Below are 19428 nucleotides of genomic sequence, written 5' to 3'. Positions count from 1 at the left end.
CAGCGGACAACAATGCAGGCTGGACCTCCCACAGGCCCGACGCTTCTCGGCTTCGACGTCATCTGGATTGCGACGATGCTCAGCGCCGTCGCGGCCTTCGCCGTGCTCCTCGCCCTCTATGCGGCGACCACGGTCAAGGACCCGATGGCGCGCCGCGTCAAAGCGCTCAACGAGCGCCGCGAGCAACTGAAGGCGGGCATCGTCGCCTCGACCAACAAGCGCAAGAAGCTGACCAACCGCAACGAGGCGGCGGATCGGATCCGGTCGATCCTGGGCAACTTCAAGATGCTTCAGGACGATCAGATCCAGAAGACGCAGCTCAGGCTGATGCAGGCCGGCATCCGCACCAAGGATCTCGCCTTCTTCATCATTTTCGCCCGCTTCGTGCTGCCGGTCGTGCTCGGCATCGCCATCGTGACGCTGATCTACGGCGTCGACTATTTTCCGACCTGGGGCTGGTTCAAGAAATATGCGACGGTCGCAGGCACGCTGGTCGGCAGCTACAAGGCGCCCGACATCTGGCTGAAGAACAAGGTCACCAAGCGCAGCCATGCAATCCGCAAGGGCTTGCCGGACGCGCTCGACCTGCTGGTCATCTGCGCCGAGGCCGGCCTCACCGTCGACGCCGCCTTCGGCCGCGTCGCGCGCGAGCTCGGCAAGGCCTACCCCGAGCTCGGCGACGAGTTCGGCCTAACCGCGATCGAGCTGGGCTTCCTCAACGAACGGCGACAGGCCTTCGAAAACCTCGCCAACCGCGTCGATCTAGAAGCCGTGCGCGGCGTCGTGACGACCATGATCCAGACCGAGAAATACGGCACCCCGCTCGCTTCGGCGCTGCGCGTGCTCTCCGCTGAGTTCCGCAACGAGCGCATGATGCGCGCCGAGGAAAAGGCCGCACGCTTGCCCGCGATCATGACCGTGCCGCTGATCCTGTTCATTCTGCCGACGCTGTTCATCGTCATTCTCGGCCCGGCGACCTGCTCGATCAACGACAGCTTCATCAACGGTTGATGCGTCATAGTCTGCGCTTGGGAACGCCGCGGCGCGCCCAAGCGTAGAACGTCCCAGACAATCGTTGTTGGGGACGCGCAATGAACATCACGTCGGATCCGAACCTGTGGGTGATTTGCGGGCTGGTCTTTGTGCTCGGCCTGCTGATCGGCGCCTTTCTCACCGCCGGCGGGCGACGCAAGTGGAAGGCGCGCTATCGCGATGAAACCACGCGGCGCGAGGCGCTCGAGCGCCAGCATGAGCAGCACGTCAGCGACGCCGAAGCGCGCGAGAAGGAATGGCGCGAACGAGATTCGCTGCGTGCCGCCGCGATCAAGGACCGCGACGGGGACGGCGTTCGCGACGATCGCGAAATCTAGCCTTCGATTTTCGAGAAATCCGCTACGCGGTTGACCGCGTCGCGGAAGCGCATGAGCAAGTTCAGCCGCCGTTCGCGCTTGGCCGCGTCGGGGTCGTTGACGGTCACGTGATCGAAGAACGCGTCGATCGGCGCGCGCAAAGATGCCAGCGCGGCCATGGCGCCGGTAAAATCTTCTTTGTCGATGGCCGCAGCGGCTTTCGGCTCGGCCGTGCCGAGGACGTCGATCAGCGCCTTCTCCTGGGGCTCGAGGTCTGCTCCGCCCGACGCGCCCGTTTTCTCCCACGCTTCCTTCTTCAGGATATTCGCGGCGCGCTTGTAGGCAACGAGCAGGTTGGTGCCGTCATCGGTTTCGACGAACTCCTGGAGCGCGGTCACCCGGGCGAGGAGCCGAACGAGGTCGTCCTCGTTCCCCAGCGCGAACACCGCGTCGATGAGGTCGTGCCGGACGCCCGCCTCACGCTGCTGAACCTTCAGCCGATCGGCGAAGAAAGTGAGGAGTTCGGGCCCAGAATCATGAACCTCGTGCCCGGTGTTGCGGTAAAGTTGGGCCGCTCCTGGGAACAGCTCAAGCAACCGAATTCGCAGTCCATTTTCGGTGATAAGCCTGATCGCTGCAAGCGCGGCACGACGCAATGCGAACGGATCTTTTGATCCCGTTGGCGGCTGTCCGATACCGAAGAAGCCAACAAGACTGTCCAATTTCTCGGCAAGAGAGACTGCAATACTTGCGTGCGCCGACGGCGTGTCGTCGCCCTGCCCCGCTGGCTTGTAATGGTCTCGGATTGCGTCGCTTACAGGGAGGGGCTCCTCTTGGGCCTCAGCGAGATAGCCACCGATCACACCTTGGAGTTCTGGAAACTCCCCCACCATGCCCGAAACCAAGTCAGCTTTGGCCAACTTAGCCGCTCGGCGGGCGCTAGAGTGATCGACATCAAAGTAGCGGCTGAGATCGTCTACGAGCGAAGCCAATCGGCTACTGCGCTCATCTAAGGTGCCGAGCTTCTCGTGGAAAACGATGCCGCCAAGCCGCTTCGCCTGCTCTTCCAGCGGCACCTTAAGATCCTGCTCCCAAAAGAATCGCGCATCCGCCAATCGCGCTGCGAGCACCCGCGCATTCCCCTGCGCGATCGCTTCGCCGCCATCGCTCGGGTCGATGTTTGCAACGCAGACGAACGCCGGCGCCAGCAAACCCTCGTCGTTGGTGCAGGCGAAATACTTCTGGTTGGTGCGCATGGTGAGGACGATCACCTCGCGCGGCACATCAAGGAAATCGTCGTCGAACCGCCCGAGCAGGGGCACGGGCCATTCGGCGAGGCCGGCGTTCTCGACCACTAGGCCTTCGTCGGGCAGCAAGGTCAGGCCGGCCGCGCGGGCCGCCTCCGCCGCGCCTTCGCGGATCAGCCGCTCGCGTTCGTCCTGGTCGACGATCACGTGGCAGGCGCGCAGCTTCTCGACGTAATCGGAGGCGCCGCCGATCGTGATTGGGCCCGAATGATGGAAGCGATGGCCGAGCGTCGCCGCCCCGCTCACTATGCCCTCGATTTCGACCGGCACGATGTCCTCGCCAAGGATCGCGACGACGCCGTGAAGCGGGCGGACCCAGCGCAAATTGCCGTCGCCCCAGCGCATCGATTTGGGCCAGGGGAAGTTGGCAACGATCCGCTTGATTGCGTCGGCAATGACCTCGGCGGCGGCCCTGCCCTCGCGCTCGATCACCGCGAAATAGACGCCGTCGCGATCTTCGAGCTGGTCGTGGCGAAGGCCCATCTTGCGCAGGAACCCTTCGAGCGCCTGAGCCGGCGCGTTCGAACGCGGTCCCTTAATTTCTTCGCGGCCGACTTCCGTCGCCTCGACAACGTCGCGGGCGATCAAAGCGAGTCGCCGCGGCGTCGAGTAGGTCTCGATCGCTCCGGTCCCAAGGCCCGCTTCGCTCGTGTATTCGGCGAACAGCCGCGCGAGGTCATTCCGCGCCTTCGCCTGCATCCGGGCCGGGATTTCCTCGGACAGAAGTTCGAGCAGGAAGTCGGCCATCAGCCGCGCTCCAACCACGCGGCGCAGGCAGCTTTCGCGAGGTCGCGGACGCGGCCGATGTAGGCCTGGCGCTCGGCGACCGAGATGACGCCGCGCGCCTGGAGCGTATTGAACACGTGGCTGGCCTTGATCGCCTGCTCGTAGGCGGGGATCGGGAGCTTCGCTTCGAGGCAGCGCTCGCACTCGGCGGCGGCCTTTTTGAAGAGATCGAACAAAGCGTCGGTGTCGGCGACCTCGAAATTGTAGGTCGACATCTCGACCTCATTCTCGCGGAAGACGTCGCCGTAGCTGATGCCAGCATCATTGAACCGAAGGTCGAAGACGTTGTCGACCCCCTGGATGTACATCGCGAGGCGCTCCAGGCCGTAGGTCAGCTCGCCGGTCACCGGCTTGCACTCGAACCCGCCGACCTGCTGGAAGTAAGTGAACTGCGTCACCTCCATGCCGTCGCACCATACTTCCCAGCCGAGACCCCAGGCGCCGAGCGTCGGGCTTTCCCAATCGTCCTCGACGAAGCGGATGTCGTGCTTCAGCGGGTCGATGCCGATCTCAACGAGGCTTCCGAGATAGAGATCCTGAAGATCGTTCGGGCTGGGCTTCACCACCACCTGATATTGATAATAGGCCCCCAGCCGGTTGGGATTTTCTCCATAGCGGCCGTCGGTCGGGCGGCGGCACGGCTGGACATAGGCGGCCCGCCACGCATCCGGCCCGAGCGCGCGCAGCACCGTTGCGGGATGGAACGTCCCCGCCCCCATCTCCATATCGTAGGGCTGGAGGAGGACGCAGCCTTGCGCGCCCCAGTAGCGGTGGAGCGTGAGGATCAGGTCCTGAAAGCTCAAGCTCAAGCGAAGATGCCCCGTAACCAGTTCTTTATCGAGCCCGGGCTTTGGCCGATGGAGTCTTCACGGGCAAGTGGCGGTTCAGCTTGCTGCCACTAGGTCCTAATGCGAACGATCGGCCGGAGAGATTTGAATGTTGAAGAAGATTTTGCAGCGTGGCTTCGCCGCGATCGGCGTCTCGCTGTTGCTGGGTGCAGGTCCGGCGGCCGCCAAGGCGCCAGTGCCTGCCCATCCGGCGCTGTGGGCCGTGGCCGACGCAGACACCACGGTCTATTTGTTCGGCACGATTCACCTGCTCCCAGAGAAATATCGCTGGCGGACGGCGGCCTTCGACCAAGCTGTCGATGGATCCCAGGAACTGGTCCTCGAGACGATCGTCGACGAGAAGAACCCTCAAAAAATGATCTCGGCGCTGGCCAGCCTCGGCTTCGCAAAGGGCCTACCGCCAATCGCCAGTCGCGTCCCGGAAGCGAGGCGGCCGGCGCTTGAATCGGCAATCAAGAAGAGTGGGATTCCGCGCCCCTTGTTTGACCAGATGGAGACTTGGGCCGCGGCCTTCATGCTGCTCGGCAATCAGTTCAAGGACCTGGGCCTCAAGGGCGAAGAAGGTGTCGAGCGCGTCCTTCGCGACAACTTCACGAGCCGGGGTAAAGCGGTCGGCGAACTTGAAACCAACGTCGAACAGCTTGGCTTCTTCGACAAGCTCCCGGAAAGCTCCCAGCGCGAATTGCTCGAAGGAGCGATCGAGCAGCCGCAAAACTTCAATGCCGAATTTCGCGAGATGCTCGAAGCCTGGTCACGCGGCGACGTCGGTGCAATTGCTCGCAGCTTCAATCGCGATCTTGGCGCGTCGCCGGACCTGAAGGAGGCGCTGATCGAGCGCCGCAACGCCAATTGGAGCCGTTGGATCGAGCAGCGCATGGCCCAGCCCGGGGCGATCATGATCGCCGTCGGGGCGGGCCACCTCGCGGGGAAGGATTCGGTCATCGATATGCTTCGGAAGAACGGCTACCGCGTGCGGCGCGTGCAGTAGGGGCAGATCGTCGGCGCCCCGCCACCATCCATCGAGAAAACTTCACCTTTCGCGGAATTTGCTAGACATATGTTAACGACTCAGTGACGATAATCGCTGGGTATCGGGCTGGGGGGTCTGATGCGCGATGTGAGTGAAAACGCGAGGAAAAACTCGCCGCGGGTAGCATTGCCCGAAGCATAATCCGGTCCGTCCGGCCTCCTGACGCATCTCCTCTCCGAACCGATCCGGCTTTGGAGGGTTGTCGATGGTCAATTTCCTGGTCGCTGCTGCGCTGGCCGCTGCTTCGCCTCAGGTTGCGCCGGAACCGATCGTCGCAATTTCAGAAGTCCGCCCCGCGCTATTCGCCGTCAGCGACGCCGACACTACGATTTACATCTTCGGTACATTTCATGCTCTCGACGGCCAAACCGATTGGTTCAAGAGCTCGGTTCGCGGTGCTTTCGAGAGTTCCAACGAGCTCGTGCTCGAAACCCTGGTTCCCGAAGGTCCCGACCGGGCGCAGCTGTCGTCCATGCCGCGCTACCGCGGGCTGATGACGCCGTCGGCGTCGTTCCTCGCCACAACCCGGATGGCGATCAACGCCGGCCGCTCGCAAGGCATGCAGGTCGACAATGGCGCAGACATGGTGCTGCGCCACGCCGCCGAGGCCGAAGGCAAGGGCGTCGCGGGCCTCGAGACGCTTGAATCCCAGCTCAACATGTTCACCAAGATGCCCTCGGCCCTAACCCGCGAGCCGAAGCCCGGCGAACCCATCCCGGAAACCAGCCCGATGGATAGCCTGTCCAAGGCGATGACGGAGATGCAGACGGCGTGGAAGCACGGCGACCAGAGCGTGTTCGTGCGCATGCTCGGCCAGCTCGATGCGAACTCGCCGGCCACCTATCGCATGATGTTCACGGAGCGGAACGCGCGGTGGGCCGACTGGATCAGGGCGAGGCTGCAGACCCCCGGCACCGTCTTCGTCGCGGTCGGCGCCGGGCACCTGGCCGGCAAGGACAGTCTGCTGGTCCAGCTCGCCCAGCGCGGAATCCCCTCACAGCGCATCAACTGACGGCCCCTGCAGGTCGTCATCCGGGACGCTGATCCGCGATCCATCTTCTTCGCCGAACTTGCTTTTCCGACCCTCGTGCCTTAACGGGCGCGCTCCCCGGCCATGGTCATCCCTGGAGGCGTGGCGGGTTCTTTTGAAAGGACGCAAGAATGAGCGAACAGCTGACGCTGCCCGCCGAAGCGCGCGACCGGGCTGGCAAGGGAGCCTCCCGAGCACTGCGCCGCGATGGACGGGTGCCCGCCGTGGTCTACGGCGAAAAGAAGGATCCTCTCTCGATCCATGTCGAGGAGAAGCTTCTCAACAAGATGCTTTCGACCGGCCACTTCATGAACTCGGTCGTGATGATCGACTATCAGGGCAAGCCGCACCGCACCCTGCCGAAGGCGGTCGACTTCCACCCGGTCTCGAGCCGGCCGATCCATGTCGACTTCCTGCGCATCGGCGAGCACACCAAGGTCCACGTCGCGGTGCCGGTGCGGTTCGACAATGACGAAGAATCTCCCGGCCTCAAGCGCGGCGGCGTGCTGAACGTAGTCCAGCACGAGCTCGACATCGTCTGCGATGCGGCGAATATCCCGGGCGAGATCCATATCGATTTGACCGGCCTCGAGATCGGCGATTCGATCCACATCAGCCAGGTCAAGCTGCCGGACGGCGTCATCCCGTCGAACAAGGACGAGGACTTCACCGTCGCGACGATCGTATCTCCGTCGGCGATGAAGGCCGAAGAGGAGGAGGAGGCTGCCGCGGAAGGCGAAGTTCCAACCGTCGGCGAAGAGGGCGAGGAAGGCGAAGGCGGCGAAGCTGCCGAGGGCGCAAGCGAAGAATAGCCCTTCCCGCTGCTTGCAAATTCAGGAACCGCTCGCCCGGCTGGGCGGGCGGTTTTTGTTTGTGCTTGCTCCTGCTAGCGAGCGGCGATGCAACTGTGGGTCGGCCTCGGCAATCCGGGCACGCAATATGCGATGCACCGGCACAATGTCGGCTTCATGGCCGCCGACCTCATCGCCGAGGTTCACGGCTTCGCGCCCTGGTCGAAGAAATTCCGCAGCTTGGTGGCCGAGGGCCGGATCGGCCGCAACCGGATCCTGCTGCTGAGACCAAAGACTTTCATGAACGACAGCGGCGATGCGGTTCAGCAGGCGCTGAAGTTCTATAAGCTCGACCTCGGCGCGCTGACCGTCTTCCACGACGAACTCGACCTCGCGCCGTTCAAGGTGAAGGTGCGCGTCGGCGGTGGGCTGGCGGGGCACAATGGCCTGCGCTCGATCGACGCGGTGTTCGGCCCCGACTTTCGCCGCGTGCGGATCGGCATCGGCCATCCGGGACCCGGACGGAAGGACTTGGTGACGCCGCACGTGCTCGGCAATTACGCCAAGTCCGAAATGGAGCCCTTGTCCGACATGCTCGCGGCGATCGCCAGCGAGGCCGAATGGCTCGCCGACGGCGATGATGCGCGGTTCATGAGCGAGGTCGCGCTGAGGCAGAAGCAGCCGGACTAGAGATCGACGGCCAGGTAGCCTTGCAGGAAGCGCCCGGGGTTCCGCATGTAGACCCCCGAACCGGCGAGGCCGTAACCGATCCCGTTGGTGACGTTGAAGACCTGGAGCCGCAGCGTCGCGTCGCGGTTCGCGAGCTTGAAGTGATAATGGCCGCCGAGATCAATGCGCCATTTCACTGGAATGTAGACCAAATTGTCGGTGGTCGCCGGTGTTTTCGCCCGATTGATGACCGTCGCATCGAGCTCGACCCCACGAACCGGCGTCTTCCAGTTGCCGTTCAAGCTCAGTTGCACGGGCGCCAGGCCGACGGGCTTCGATCCGATGACGCCCTGGACCGCCGCATCGCGAGTCACCTTTGGATCGAGGATGACGCCGCCCGCGACGACGTCGATCGTCGGGCTGATCTTGCCGGCAAGCGAGAATTCAAGGCCCCGGCTTTCGACGGTTCCGACCTGCTTGTAGAGGTTGCTCGCGTCGTAGCCGAAATATGGCCGAGTGAGGTCAAACACGCCGGCGACGGCCTTAATCCCGCGGCCGACGAGAAATCGGACTCCGGCGTCCTTCTGCTGGGTGATGATGACCGGCAGCGGAGCGTTGCGGTTGGCGGCGTTGGGTGGCGCCAGGCCGCTTTCCTCGAGCCCGCGCGCATAGCCGGCATAGACGGTGACGTTCTTGGTGACGTTCGCCGCGGCTGTCCCATTGTAGAGCCAGGGACTCGATCGTGAGACAGCTACGGGAATCTCCGGAATCGTCGTGGTCTTGCGGAATTGGGCGCGGGAGAGACCGAAGCTGATCTCGCCGACATTCTTCCAGCGCCCATCATAGGCCACGCCATAGGTCGTCTGGACGAGGTGGTCGTGACTAAGTTCATCGAAGTCGAACGACGGCTCGGGCACATCTACCGTCTCGCCGACACGCCCGGGGCCGAAGTCGACGAAGGCAGAACCGCCGAATTCCCGGCGCGCATTGCGTTCGCGAACGCTCAGATGAATGACGTGGAGCCGCGGACCGTCGGCGATGCTGTGAGTCAGGCGCACCTCGCCACTGATCGAACGACTCTTCGAAGGCGGATCGGCGAACTCGATCCGTTCGCCGGTGCCGTCCCGCTGCTCATTGATCAAAAGGTTAGCGAACCCCGTCCGCGCGTAATTGACGGTCCGGAACCCGCCGAGTCGCAGCAGCCAGTTCGTGCCGAGGCTCGCCGATCCGATCACTCCCGCGACGGTGTCCGTAAAACGAAAGTCCGACCAGCTGGGACCCTCGTAATGCCGAATTTTCGCCATTTTCGGCAGAAACGAACCCGCCGGAACATAGAAGATGCCAGCTTCATCGTCATAGTCGTTGTACAACGACCAAAACGGCACGATCTCAATAGTGGAAGAAGGCCGCCAGCGCGCCAGCAAGCTTTCGGTATGGTTCCAGTTGTTCGTTCCATCTTGAAATTCGACGTGGCTGCCGATGATCCCGTAGGCAAAAGCGAGCTGCTTGCTGACGACCAGCGAACCATCGACCTCGGTCCCAATACTTCCGTAATTATCGAAATTCGTGACCGTCGATGCGCCGTTCTCTGCGCCCGGAAGGCGCAGAGCCTGATCGACAATTCCGCTTGGCGCAGCGAACGGATATCCCTGAGCCGACAGACCGACCTTGATGCTGACGGAGTCGACGAGCGTGCTTGGCAGGCCCCCCGGATTTGCGAACCCAGAAATCGGGTCGAAGTAGAGGCCCTGAATGCGCACGTTTCCGGCCGACGTCGGTGAGAACCCGCGCGCGTTCTGCGCGTTGTAAATGCCTAGCGTCTCCCGCCCGACGCTGAACCCGAACGCATCTTCGGCCTGTGTAATGGCATTGTCGCCGGCGTGGCCCTGCTGCGCGAGAGCCGGCGCTCCCCCAAACGTGCACGCCGCCAAAAACAGCGCGTTTAATGACCGCCGCCGCGTGAGCATTTCCACCGCTCCTCATCACGCCGCAGCAGCCCCTGGCAGCGCCGGCTATGAACTAGACGACAGGCGCGCGGGCCACAGCTGCATTTTCCTCACGCTTCCTGTGAGCGCAATTACGAGGGCGTAACAAATTCGGATCGATGAGGGGGGTGCGAAAATCGGACCAACGAGCACGCAGACGGCACTCTTCCAAGTCTTAGAGTTCCTCGTCCATGCCGATCGGCATGCCGGGAGGTACCTGCGGGAGCCGCCGCGGATCGGCGACGGCCTTGTCGAGCGCTTCGCGGTCCTTGAGCAGCGCGGCGAGGCCGCGGCTCCAATCGTCGCGCGCCCGTTGGAGCTGGTCCGCAAGCCGATCGAGCCGCGCCGCCAGCTGGAGCGCGATGGTCGGCGAAAGCGCCGGGTCCCTTTGCACCCGCGCCAGCGCGAGCGCCGTGGTGGTGGCGATACGCCGGCCGACATCGCCGCCGCTCGCCGCGACGGTGCGGCCGATCAGCAGATCGAACAGCTGCGCGGGCGTCGGGACCGATGCGTCGGCCCCGTGCTGCGCCTCGAGCCGGTTGAGCCGCGCCGGGCTGAGCAGCGAAGTCAACGTCTGCGCCGCACCGACCTCGGTCGCCTTGAGCGGGTCGAACACCGGCCCGCCCGCCGTTGGGATGATCTCGATAATCTCCTGACGGTCGCTGTTCCCGCCAAAGCCGGACGAAAGCAACGGCTCCAGCCGCGGCGGGACGGTGAGCTCCGCCGGCGTCAGCGTATCGAGGAGGGCGTAGAGCGCGGCCCATTGGTTCGCGCCCGGCAAGGTGCGGGCCGCGAGCCCCTCGCGATTGAAAGCGTAAGGGAAATCAACTCCGCCCACGGACTTCGCCGCGGCTTCGACCTGATAGCGATCGAGCAGCCAGATCGGAACGAAGGCGCGGCGGAGGCCCGACAGCGATTCGTTGGAGGGGATCGACGCCTGACCGAAGCGGTCGAGCGCGGCGCGGCGGACGGCCATCATCCGCCTCAGCTCGCCCACCGGATCGGCGGCATCGTCCCACAAGGCTCCCTCGGGATTGCCCGAGCTGACCGGCCGGGAATCGTCATCGGCCACGAAGCGAAGACCTTGCGCCCGGGCTTGCGCGAGCATCGGCGAGGCTTCGCCATCCGTCTTCGCGCCGTAAAGCCAGCCGATCACCCATTTGTCCCACGGACCGAGACCGACGCCATAGGCATCCTTGAGCGACGGCGCGCCATTCTCGAGCAGGACCCGGGGTGCGGGATAGTCCATCACCGAATAGCGGCCCTGGCTGCTCGCTCCCATGTTATGCGCCAGCCCAATCGCATGGCCGACTTCGTGGGCGCCAAGCTGCCGGATGCGCGCAAGCATCGCAGTGATCGGGTCGTTGGGATCGCCGGTGCCGGTCAGCCCGGCCCCGACCAGCGCCTGGAAAATGATGATATCCTGGCGCGCGCGGAGCGATCCCAGCAACACCGAGCCCTTGATGATCTCGCCAGTCCGCGGGTCGTTGATCGGCGAACCGTACGACCACCCGCGGGTCGCCCGGTTGACCCAATTGACGACATTGTAGCGGACGTCGAGCGGGTCGGCCCCTTCGGGCAGGATCTCAACGCGGAAGGCGTCGACAAACCCCGCCGCGTCGAATGCTTGATTCCACCAACTGACGCCTTCGCGAAGCGCGGTGCGAATGGGCTCGGGCGCGCCGCGATCGATGTAGAAGATAATCGGCTGCTTGACCGGCGAGCGGACGGCCGTCGGATCGACCTTTTCGAGGCGAAATCGCGACGCCAGGTCGCTGACCATCGCCGATCCGAACGGTGCCGAAAAATCCACCTGCTGGCGGCTGATGGTGTAGCCGAACGGGTCGTGGCGCGGGAGGAACCCTGGCTCCGGCAGTCGGATCAGCGAATGGCGCAGCAGCAGGGTGAAGGTATTGCCCTCGGGGATGATGTTGGTGACTTCGGCGGTCGGCTCGTCGGAGCGAAATGTCAGCCACGCGGCGAGCTCGACGTTGCGCGGGAACAGCTTCACGAAATTGGGGTCGGCCGAGCTTAGGTCGGCGGCATATTTGAACTCGCCGCCTCCAGCATTCTTGACGATTTGGGGAATCCCCAGGTCATCGCGCGCAAGGAAGCCGGCGAGGTCCACCGTGAACGAGCCGTCGGGCTTGTTGTCGACGACATCTCCCATCCAGATCGTCGAATTGGCAAAGGCGTCGCGCACCGATTTTCGTTCGTCCGCGGTCCCGGCTGACGCGACGAACTTGGGGTTCTCGATCTCGGCCGCGACCTTTTTGCCGACCCGGCGGAAGATCAGGATACGCGAGTTGGTCGGCGCCGCGCGGTCGAGCCCGATCGGAGCCGAACCGAGGCCGGTTTCCAATTGCGTCAGATAGATGAACCGGCCCGCGATCCCTTCCGCGTCGGGCTTGGGCAGGGTCGCGATAATCTTGCCTGTCTTCACGTCGGGCTTGATGTCGATCAGCGGCGCTTCGGCAGCCGCAGCCGCCTTCGCTTGAGGCGGGGCGGCACGGAGCGGGATGGCGGTCGACGCGGCGAGCGCAGCAACGAGGAAACAGGCGGTTGGCTTCATCGCGCGGAGGCTAATGACGGTTGTTTGGACTGTCCACGCGGTTGCGACGAAGGGCGGTGCGCTGCAAAGGAAGCCGATGCCGACGCGTTCGCTCTTCGTCACCCAACTCTACGAGGCCGACCTCGGCGACCAGCCGTTGCTCGACGAGCTCGCCCATTCGATCGAGGCGCTCGCTCGCGACGACGAAGCCGGCCGCTCCTGGTCCCGGGCTCACCGCTATGCCGGTTACACGAGCTACGCTTCGCTCAACGATCTGCCGAAGCGCGACCCGGCGTTCTCGGACCTCGCCAAAGTCCTCCAGCGCCACGCCGTCGCTTTCGCTCGCGAGCTCGGCTGGGACGTGAAACCCAAGCTCGACAGCCTGTGGGCCAATCTGTTGAAAAGCGGTGGACACCACAGTGGACACATCCACCCGCAGAGCATGATCTCCGGCACGCTCTACGTGGAGGCGCCCAAGGGATCCGGCGCCACCCGCTTCGAGGATCCGCGGCTGCCGCTGATGATGGCCGCTCCCTCGCGGGGAGATACGTTCGTCACCGTTGAGCCCCGTCCGGGACTGCTCTTGCTGTGGGAAAGCTGGCTGCGTCACGAGGTGCTGCCCGGTACGGGCAAGGGCGAACGGTTGAGCATTTCCTTCAACTTCGCCTAAAGGGCCACAAATCCCGTCATTGCGAGGAGCCAAAGGCGACGCGGCAATCCACAGCGACGCTGGATTGCTTCGCTACGCTCGCAATGACGAACACACTTTGGAGAACAAATGGGCTTCCGCTGCGGCATCGTCGGCCTGCCGAACGTCGGCAAATCGACGCTTTTCAATGCTTTGACCGAAACCGCCGCAGCGCAGGCGGCTAATTATCCGTTCTGCACGATCGAGCCCAATGTCGGCCGGGTCGCAGTCCCCGACGAGCGGCTCGACAAGATCCGCGAGATTGCCGGTTCCAAAGTCGAGATCGAAACCCAGATCGAGTTCGTCGACATCGCCGGGCTGGTGCGCGGCGCCTCGCAGGGCGAAGGCCTGGGCAACCAGTTTCTCGCCAACATCCGCGAAGTCGATGCGATCGTCCACGTCCTGCGCTGCTTCGACGAGGGCGACGTCACCCACGTCGAGGGCCGCGTCGACCCGATCGCCGACGCTGAGACGGTCGAGACCGAGCTGATGCTGGCCGACCTCGACAGCCTCGATCGACGCGTCCCCAACCTCGTCAAGAAAGCGCAGCAGGGCGACAAGGAGGCGAAGATCGAGGCGTCGGTGCTCGGCCAAGCGCTCGAACTGCTGCGTGCATCGAAGCCCGCGCGGATGGTCAAGCCCAAGGACGCCGAGGAGGCCAAGGCGCTGCAGCGTGCTCAACTGCTGAGTGCCAAACCCGTCGTCTTTGCCTGCAACGTCGATGAAGAGCATGCCGCCACGGGCAATGAACATTCTTCGCGGGTTTTCGAGCTGGCGGCTGAGGAGGGCGCGAAAGCCGTGGTCATCTCGGCCGCGATCGAGGCCGAGATTGCAACGCTCCCGGCCGAGGAGCGCGACGTCTTCCTCTCAGACCTCGGACTGCACGAGACGGGCCTGACTCGCATGATCCACGCCGGCTACGAGCTATTGGGCCTGATCACCTTCTTCACGGCGGGTCCCAAGGAAGCGCGCGCCTGGACCGTTCACAAGGGCGCCAAGGCGCCCGAAGCGGCGGGCGAAATCCACACCGATTTCGAGCGTGGCTTCATCCGCGCCGAGACCATCGCCTACGCCGACTTCATCGCGTGCGGCGGCGAAGCCGGGGCCAAGGATGCTGGCAAGATGCGATCGGAAGGCAAGGAGTATGTCGTCCAGGACGGCGATGTCCTGCTGTTCCGGTTCAATGTCTAGGCGCGGACTCGCGACCGCAACCAACTGCCGGTAGACAGGCCCAATGCTGTCCCGCCGGCGCTTTGTCGCAATGTCTACCGCAGCACTGGTCGCCGCGCCGGGGATCCTGCGAGCTCAGTCAAAATGGCGCGCTCAGCCGTTCAGCCTCGGGGTCGCGTCGGGCGATCCCTCTCCCGACGGTTTCGTGATCTGGACGCGGATCGCCCCTCAGCCGCTCGAACCCCACGGCGGGATGCCGATGACGGTTGTGCCCGTTGCGTGGGAGGTCGCCACCGACGAAGCATTTCGATCCGTCGTGGCCCAAGGTTCGGCGGTCGCCCGGCCGGAGCTTGCGCATTCGATCCATGTCGAAGTCGCCGGCCTCAAACCTGACCGGCCCTACTTCTATCGCTTCGAGGTCGGCGGCGAGCGCAGCGGCCTTGGCCGCGCGTGCACTTTCCCGCTCGCAACTGCCACACCGGCCAGCCTTCGGCTCGGAGTCGCCGGATGCCAGGACTATCAGGGAGGGTATTTCACTGCCTTCCGGCACCTCGCGGCGGAAGACCTCGCCTTCGTCTTCCATTATGGCGATTACATTTACGAATACGGCCCGGACAGCCCGACGGTTCGGGCGCACGTCGGCGACGTCCTCATGTCGCTCGACGATTATCGGCGGCGTTATGCGCAATACAAATCCGACGCCGACCTGCAGCGTGCGCATGCCGCGCACGCCTTCTTCATGACCTTGGACGATCACGAAGTCAGGAATAACTGGGCGGGCGATTTCGAAGACGAGGACAAGGCTCCGCCCGAGGTGTTTCGCTTGCACCGGCAAGCGGCGTTCCAGGCGTGGTACGAGCATATGCCGGTGCGCCGGGCGCAATTCCCGGTCGGGTCCGCGATCCAGCTCTATCGCGGCGCGCGGTTCGGCAATTTGGCGCGCCTCGATTTCCTCGATACGCGGCAATTCCGGACCAACCAGCCGTGCGACGACGGTTATAAGATTGCCTGTGCGGCCGTGCGGTCTCCCCGGGCTCATATCGTCAGCGCCGAGGAGGAGGCATGGCTGACGCGCAACCTTCAGCGGCGCGCCGCGCGCTGGAACGTCGTCGCCCAGCAGGTGATGATGATGGCCCTCGACTGGCGCGAGCGCCCCGACGCGGCGCCGGCCAAGACCCTCAACCTCGACAGTTGGGCAGGATATGAGGTGCAGCGCCAGCGCCTCCTGGCGCGGATGGGGGGGCTGGACGACGTTATTGTGCTGACCGGCGACGAGCACCGTAATTACGCCGGGCTCCTGCACGACCGAGAGCGGCCGGTTGCGGTGGAGTTCGTCGGAACCTCGATCTCGAGCGACGGCGATGGCGACGACATGCCGTCGACCGGCCCCGCGCTGCTCGCCGCCAATCCCCAGCTGAAGCTGGTCAACAACCAGCGCGGCTATCTGACCTGCGACGTGACGCCCGACGAATGGCGCACCAATTACATGGTGCTCGATCGGGTCAGTTCGCCCGGAGGAACGCTCAGCAAGCGCGCCACCTTCGCGGTCGAGCGCGGCCGCCCGGACCTGCGCCTGGCCTAGCCGCGGCTTTCCCGGAAGCAGCCCCAGGCGAGCACCGCGGCAACGACGATCGCCACATAGCTCAGGCTCATCGGGATCTCGTGGCTGCCGAGGATGACCTGGAAATGGGTGAACAAGCGGTAGACGTGAAGCAGTGCGATGATCGCGAAGATCAATGCTGCGATCAGGGTAAACGGTCTCGAACGGCTCATCACTCTCTCCCCTATTTGCGCGCCCTCCATAGCTGATTTGAGGCGCCTTCGGAATCCGTCTCGATCAGGCGGCGGGCGAGCCGCAAGGTCAGCATCACCCACAGCAGCCCGAACGCCCAGCCGCCGATCACGTCGCTCGGCCAGTGCACGCCAAGCATCACGCGGCTCGTGCCGATGAGGAATGACAGCAGGAGCGCCGCAGAGACCGCGACGCCGCGCCAGCGGGTTGTCCGGCTGAGAACCAGGGCAAGCGTCAGGAAGAAGATCATCGAGCTGGTCGCGTGACCGCTGGGAAACGACGAGGTTCTTACGACTACCAGATGCGGCTCCAGGTCGGGCCGCACGCGCGCGATCCAATATTTCTGCGCTTCGCTGAGCCCGCGCCCGACGAGCACGATCGCCGTCAATACCCACGGCAACTGACGATGCCCGGCAACCCACAGCCATACCGCCGCGACGACGCCGGCGCCGATCAGCAAGGTCGGTTCGCCCATCGCGGTGAAGACGCGGGCAGCCTCCAGCAGCAGCGGCCGCCGGCCAGCGTAAAGCGCTTCGTAGATCCGGCGATCGACCGGGCCGCCGCCGAGCAAGAGCATCGCCAACCACAGCGCGGCGAGCGCGATGAGCGCTGCACTGAAGCGAAACTCCGTGAGCTGACGCGCGAAGGCTAGAACTTCATTCCCGCCCGAATACCAATCGTTCGCGGCTGTCCGACAATGATGCGGTTCCAGTCGTCGGTGAGGGGATTGCCCGCGACGTCTTCCGTGATCCCGCAATATGCACCGCACGGCGTAGTCTTCGACAATTGGTTGCGTTTATCGAAGACGTTTGTGACGAAAGCCTCGATGTTGTACTTGTTCCAGTCATAGCCTGCAAAGAGGTCGACCAGGGTGTAGGCCCCGAGCTTCCCTTGAGCCGCCTCGTCCTCCGTTCTTATCGCTGACGGCGCAGAGCCCTGGGAGACGACGCCCACCTGGACATGCGTTTTGCCTGGTCCCATTGCCCAAGAGTAGCGCGCGGTGGCGGTTACCTTCAATTTGGGCGTGACTGGAAGCCGCGTTCCGCTGGGGGCGCTGACAAAGTCATCATCGCCGTTGGCATCGAGACCACTGCAATCCGGCGAAGGATCGACCGAGATCGCAGCGTTGCAAATGTTCCCTATCGTCTTGGCGTCGGTATAAGCCGCCGCCGCAGTCAAAGAGAGCCCGCCGACAAGGTAATTGATGTCGGTCTCAATGCCGTTGACTCTGGCCTTGCGACCATTTTGAACCACTGTCAGGGCGTTGGCGCCCAGGAAGCTAAACTGAATCCCGTCCCAGCGCTGATGGTAAATTGCGCCGTTCCACCGCAGCGGACCGAAGGACGATTTCCAGCCCAATTCATAATTGGTGAGGAAGTCCGGAGTGTAACCGGCAAGCCCAGGCTGACGGTTGATGCCGCCAGGACGGAAACCCTTCGACACGGTGCCGTAGAACATCAGGCCTTGATGCGGCTTCCATGTCCCGTTGAACCGATAGGTCCAGCCATTGCCCTTGCTCCGCTTGGGCACGATGTGGCCGTCAACGAAGTCCGCGACGTTAATGCAAGGCGTCCCGTCAAGCCTGCCGTCCAGGATCAATGTCGTGTCGGTACCGAACTGCTGGGAGTCCCGCAGGGTATCGCCGCTTTCGGTAATACATTGTGCGACGCCGGTCCTTGAGCTCCCTGCTGCGTTGGGCGGCGGATGCCCGGGGAGGCCCTTGCCGTTCGGCCCGGTGATATAGGCAGGATCGCGACCGAAACCCGCAAACCCAAACACGGTGTTGTCGAATTTGTAATAACGGCCGCCGCCGGTGAAAGTGAGCTGGGGCGTGACGTCGAAGCTTGCCTCGCCAAACAATGCATAGTCTCGGTCGATCCGATGCTCCCTGGTCAGCCAGATGAGTCCCTGACGCCCGTTGACGGACAGAAGAGCGGAAAGGTCATCGACGTGATATTCCTGATTAATCAGATTGAATTGGCGCTGATAGAAAGCGCCCGCAATCACCCTGAAGGGCTTGTCAGACGGCGTCGCTACTCGAAGCTCCTGGCTTAGCTTTTTGAAGTGGTTGCTGCCCTTGATGTATTGCACGGGCGATATCCGATTCCCGGCATCGTCGAAGAAATAATAAACATAGGCGATGCCGCCGCTCGGCTCGTAATATTTGTCATAGGCTTCGGCGTAATCGGTGTAATCCGTCGTGCTATGGTTCGGCCGGTCCATGTAGGCGCCGGCATAAGTGATATCGAAATCTCCGACCTTGCCTTCGACCGTCAACGCATATTGCGTGAACTGGTCGACGCCGGGCTCGTCGCGGTACCGGATCGTCTGAAGATCCCCTAGATCTTCGTTCTCGAACCACACGCCGTGCGTCTTGGAATGCTGGTGCATGATCGTTGGCGTGATCGTCCAATTTTCGTTGAGGTCGATCTTCAGCGCGGCGCGGCCGCCGTAAGTCGTATTGGTGTTGAAGTTCTTTTTGACAAACGCGCTATTGTCGATGTGGAAGCCATTCTTGACGCACCCAATGGGGTTCTCATCCGCATCGAAGATAGTGTCGCCGCAGAAGGTGTACGAGCCGTGGACATTGTCGATATAGCCAGCGTCGCGCTGGTAGAAGGCGCTGGCACGAAACGCGATGTTCGAGGCAATCGGAAGGTTGATCATCCCTTCGAGCTTGCCGCCCATGCCGCCGTGGTCGACCTGGTTAACCTCGGCATCGACGCGACCCGTCGTAACACCAAGCTCGGGCTTGTTGGTGATGATTCGGATGGTGCCGGCTTCGCTCGAAGCACCGTAAAGCGTGCCCTGGGGCCCCGCGAGACTCTCGATGCGGGCGATGTCGTAAATGTGGACGTCGAGCGTTCCGCCGATCGTCGTGATCGGCTGCTCGTCGAGATATGAGCCGACCGAAGGCAGTGAACCGGTGTGGTTGCCGTCGCCGCCCGTTGCGACGCCGCGCATGTACACGACCGTGAAGCCAGGTGCGGCGGTCTGGAAGCTGACCGACGGCAGCTGCTTGGTGTATTGCTCGAAGTTGGAAATGTTCAACTGGTCTAGCCGGCGGGTGCCGATCGCCTGGACGCTGATCGGGACGTTCTGGAGATTCTCTTCGCGTTTCGTCGCGGTGATGATGATCTCGGTCTCGTCTGGAACACCGGCCGCAGCCTGCGCCCGCTTGACCGGCTCGGGCGGCGACGTGACGTCCGTCGCATTGGTCCCGGGAGCAGGCGACTGAGTGGTCGGCGTGGCCGGCGTTGCATCCGATGGCGCCGGCGCCTGTGCGAATGCTGGTGAGGCAAGTGCCGTCGTAGCGAGCAACCCGAGCGTGAGCGCACGAACCGAGCAGTTGGTCATGGCGGTCCCCTGTTTAGCTAAAACATTGCTGCAGAGGCGCGCTGTCTTGTCAACGGGAAGTCGTGCCGCGAGCGA

At 63.5% G+C, this 19428-nt stretch carries 16 protein-coding genes; 9 read left to right on the top strand and 7 right to left on the bottom strand.

The window, feature by feature from the left end; all coding sequences use genetic code 11:
* Positions 1–12: 12 nt before the first annotated feature.
* Both N539_RS0110775 and N539_RS0110770 read left to right on the top strand, forming a co-directional pair.
* Positions 13–1011, top strand: coding sequence for a type II secretion system F family protein (locus N539_RS0110775; RefSeq protein ID WP_028970258.1), 999 nt, complete (start codon positions 13–15; stop codon positions 1009–1011).
* Between the two features lie 80 nt (positions 1012–1091).
* Positions 1092–1370, top strand: coding sequence for a LapA family protein (locus N539_RS0110770; protein WP_028970257.1), 279 nt, complete (start codon positions 1092–1094; stop codon positions 1368–1370).
* Here the strand turns inward: N539_RS0110770 and glyS are convergent.
* Together glyS and N539_RS0110760 are read right to left on the bottom strand one after the other, a co-directional pair.
* On the bottom strand, positions 1367–3403 hold the full coding sequence (gene glyS, locus N539_RS0110765) for a glycine--tRNA ligase subunit beta (protein WP_028970256.1): 2037 nt from the start codon (positions 3401–3403) through the stop codon (positions 1367–1369). The genes N539_RS0110770 and glyS overlap by 4 nt on opposite strands.
* Positions 3403–4230: a glycine--tRNA ligase subunit alpha gene (locus N539_RS0110760; protein ID WP_028970255.1), complete on the bottom strand. Its 828-nt coding sequence runs from the start codon at positions 4228–4230 to the stop codon at positions 3403–3405. The genes glyS and N539_RS0110760 overlap by 1 nt, the downstream gene beginning before the upstream one ends.
* A 148-nt stretch (positions 4231–4378) precedes the next feature.
* Here N539_RS0110760 and N539_RS0110755 point away from each other — a divergent pair, with 148 nt between their 5' ends.
* The 4 genes from N539_RS0110755 to pth all read left to right on the top strand — a co-directional run bounded on the left by N539_RS0110755 (position 4379) and on the right by pth (position 7831).
* Positions 4379–5278, top strand: coding sequence for a TraB/GumN family protein (locus N539_RS0110755; RefSeq protein WP_037552744.1), 900 nt, complete (start codon positions 4379–4381; stop codon positions 5276–5278).
* A gap of 247 nt (positions 5279–5525) precedes the next feature.
* Entirely contained in the window at positions 5526–6332 is an 807-nt protein-coding gene (locus N539_RS0110750) for a TraB/GumN family protein (protein ID WP_028970253.1), read from the top strand.
* A 149-nt stretch (positions 6333–6481) separates the two neighbouring features.
* Positions 6482–7162: a 50S ribosomal protein L25/general stress protein Ctc gene (locus tag N539_RS0110745; protein WP_028970252.1), complete on the top strand. Its 681-nt coding sequence runs from the start codon at positions 6482–6484 to the stop codon at positions 7160–7162.
* An 87-nt stretch (positions 7163–7249) separates the two neighbouring features.
* Positions 7250–7831: an aminoacyl-tRNA hydrolase gene (gene pth, locus N539_RS0110740; RefSeq protein ID WP_028970251.1), complete on the top strand. Its 582-nt coding sequence runs from the start codon at positions 7250–7252 to the stop codon at positions 7829–7831.
* On the opposite strand, the gene N539_RS16710 is transcribed toward pth, so the two are convergent.
* Both N539_RS16710 and N539_RS0110730 read right to left on the bottom strand, forming a co-directional pair.
* Positions 7828–9777 (bottom strand): TonB-dependent receptor, encoded by a 1950-nt coding sequence (locus N539_RS16710; protein ID WP_081774317.1) that lies wholly within the window; start codon positions 9775–9777, stop codon positions 7828–7830. The two genes, pth and N539_RS16710, sit on opposite strands and share 4 nt — an antisense overlap.
* A 193-nt stretch (positions 9778–9970) precedes the next feature.
* Entirely contained in the window at positions 9971–12367 is a 2397-nt protein-coding gene (locus tag N539_RS0110730; RefSeq protein WP_028970250.1) for a zinc-dependent metalloprotease, read from the bottom strand.
* A gap of 76 nt (positions 12368–12443) precedes the next feature.
* Here N539_RS0110730 and N539_RS0110725 point away from each other — a divergent pair, with 76 nt between their 5' ends.
* The 3 genes from N539_RS0110725 (at position 12444) to N539_RS0110715 (ending at position 15786) form a co-directional block, all read left to right on the top strand.
* Entirely contained in the window at positions 12444–13016 is a 573-nt protein-coding gene (locus N539_RS0110725; RefSeq protein ID WP_028970249.1) for a TIGR02466 family protein, read from the top strand.
* A 108-nt stretch (positions 13017–13124) separates the two neighbouring features.
* Positions 13125–14225, top strand: coding sequence for a redox-regulated ATPase YchF (gene ychF, locus N539_RS0110720; RefSeq protein WP_028970248.1), 1101 nt, complete (start codon positions 13125–13127; stop codon positions 14223–14225).
* A gap of 70 nt (positions 14226–14295) precedes the next feature.
* Positions 14296–15786 (top strand): alkaline phosphatase D family protein, encoded by a 1491-nt coding sequence (locus tag N539_RS0110715; protein WP_231463028.1) that lies wholly within the window; start codon positions 14296–14298, stop codon positions 15784–15786.
* Here N539_RS0110715 and N539_RS18580 read toward each other — a convergent pair.
* The 3 genes from N539_RS18580 to N539_RS0110700 all read right to left on the bottom strand — a co-directional run bounded on the left by N539_RS18580 (position 15783) and on the right by N539_RS0110700 (position 19353).
* Positions 15783–15977 (bottom strand): hypothetical protein, encoded by a 195-nt coding sequence (locus N539_RS18580; RefSeq protein ID WP_156029893.1) that lies wholly within the window; start codon positions 15975–15977, stop codon positions 15783–15785. The two genes, N539_RS0110715 and N539_RS18580, sit on opposite strands and share 4 nt — an antisense overlap.
* 11 nt (positions 15978–15988) lie before the next feature.
* Positions 15989–16573: a phosphatase PAP2 family protein gene (locus tag N539_RS16705; RefSeq protein WP_051531743.1), complete on the bottom strand. Its 585-nt coding sequence runs from the start codon at positions 16571–16573 to the stop codon at positions 15989–15991.
* Positions 16574–16644: 71 nt separating this feature from the next.
* Complete coding sequence (locus N539_RS0110700) at positions 16645–19353, bottom strand: TonB-dependent receptor (protein WP_028970246.1); 2709 nt, start codon at positions 19351–19353, stop codon at positions 16645–16647.
* Positions 19354–19428: the final 75 nt, after the last annotated feature.

It is taken from the genome of Sphingomonas sp. URHD0057, assembly GCF_000620665.1.
GTDB lineage: Bacteria > Pseudomonadota > Alphaproteobacteria > Sphingomonadales > Sphingomonadaceae > Sphingomicrobium.
The sequence above is the reverse complement of the archived record's forward strand: the minus strand, read 5'-3'. Positions and strand labels throughout refer to the sequence as shown.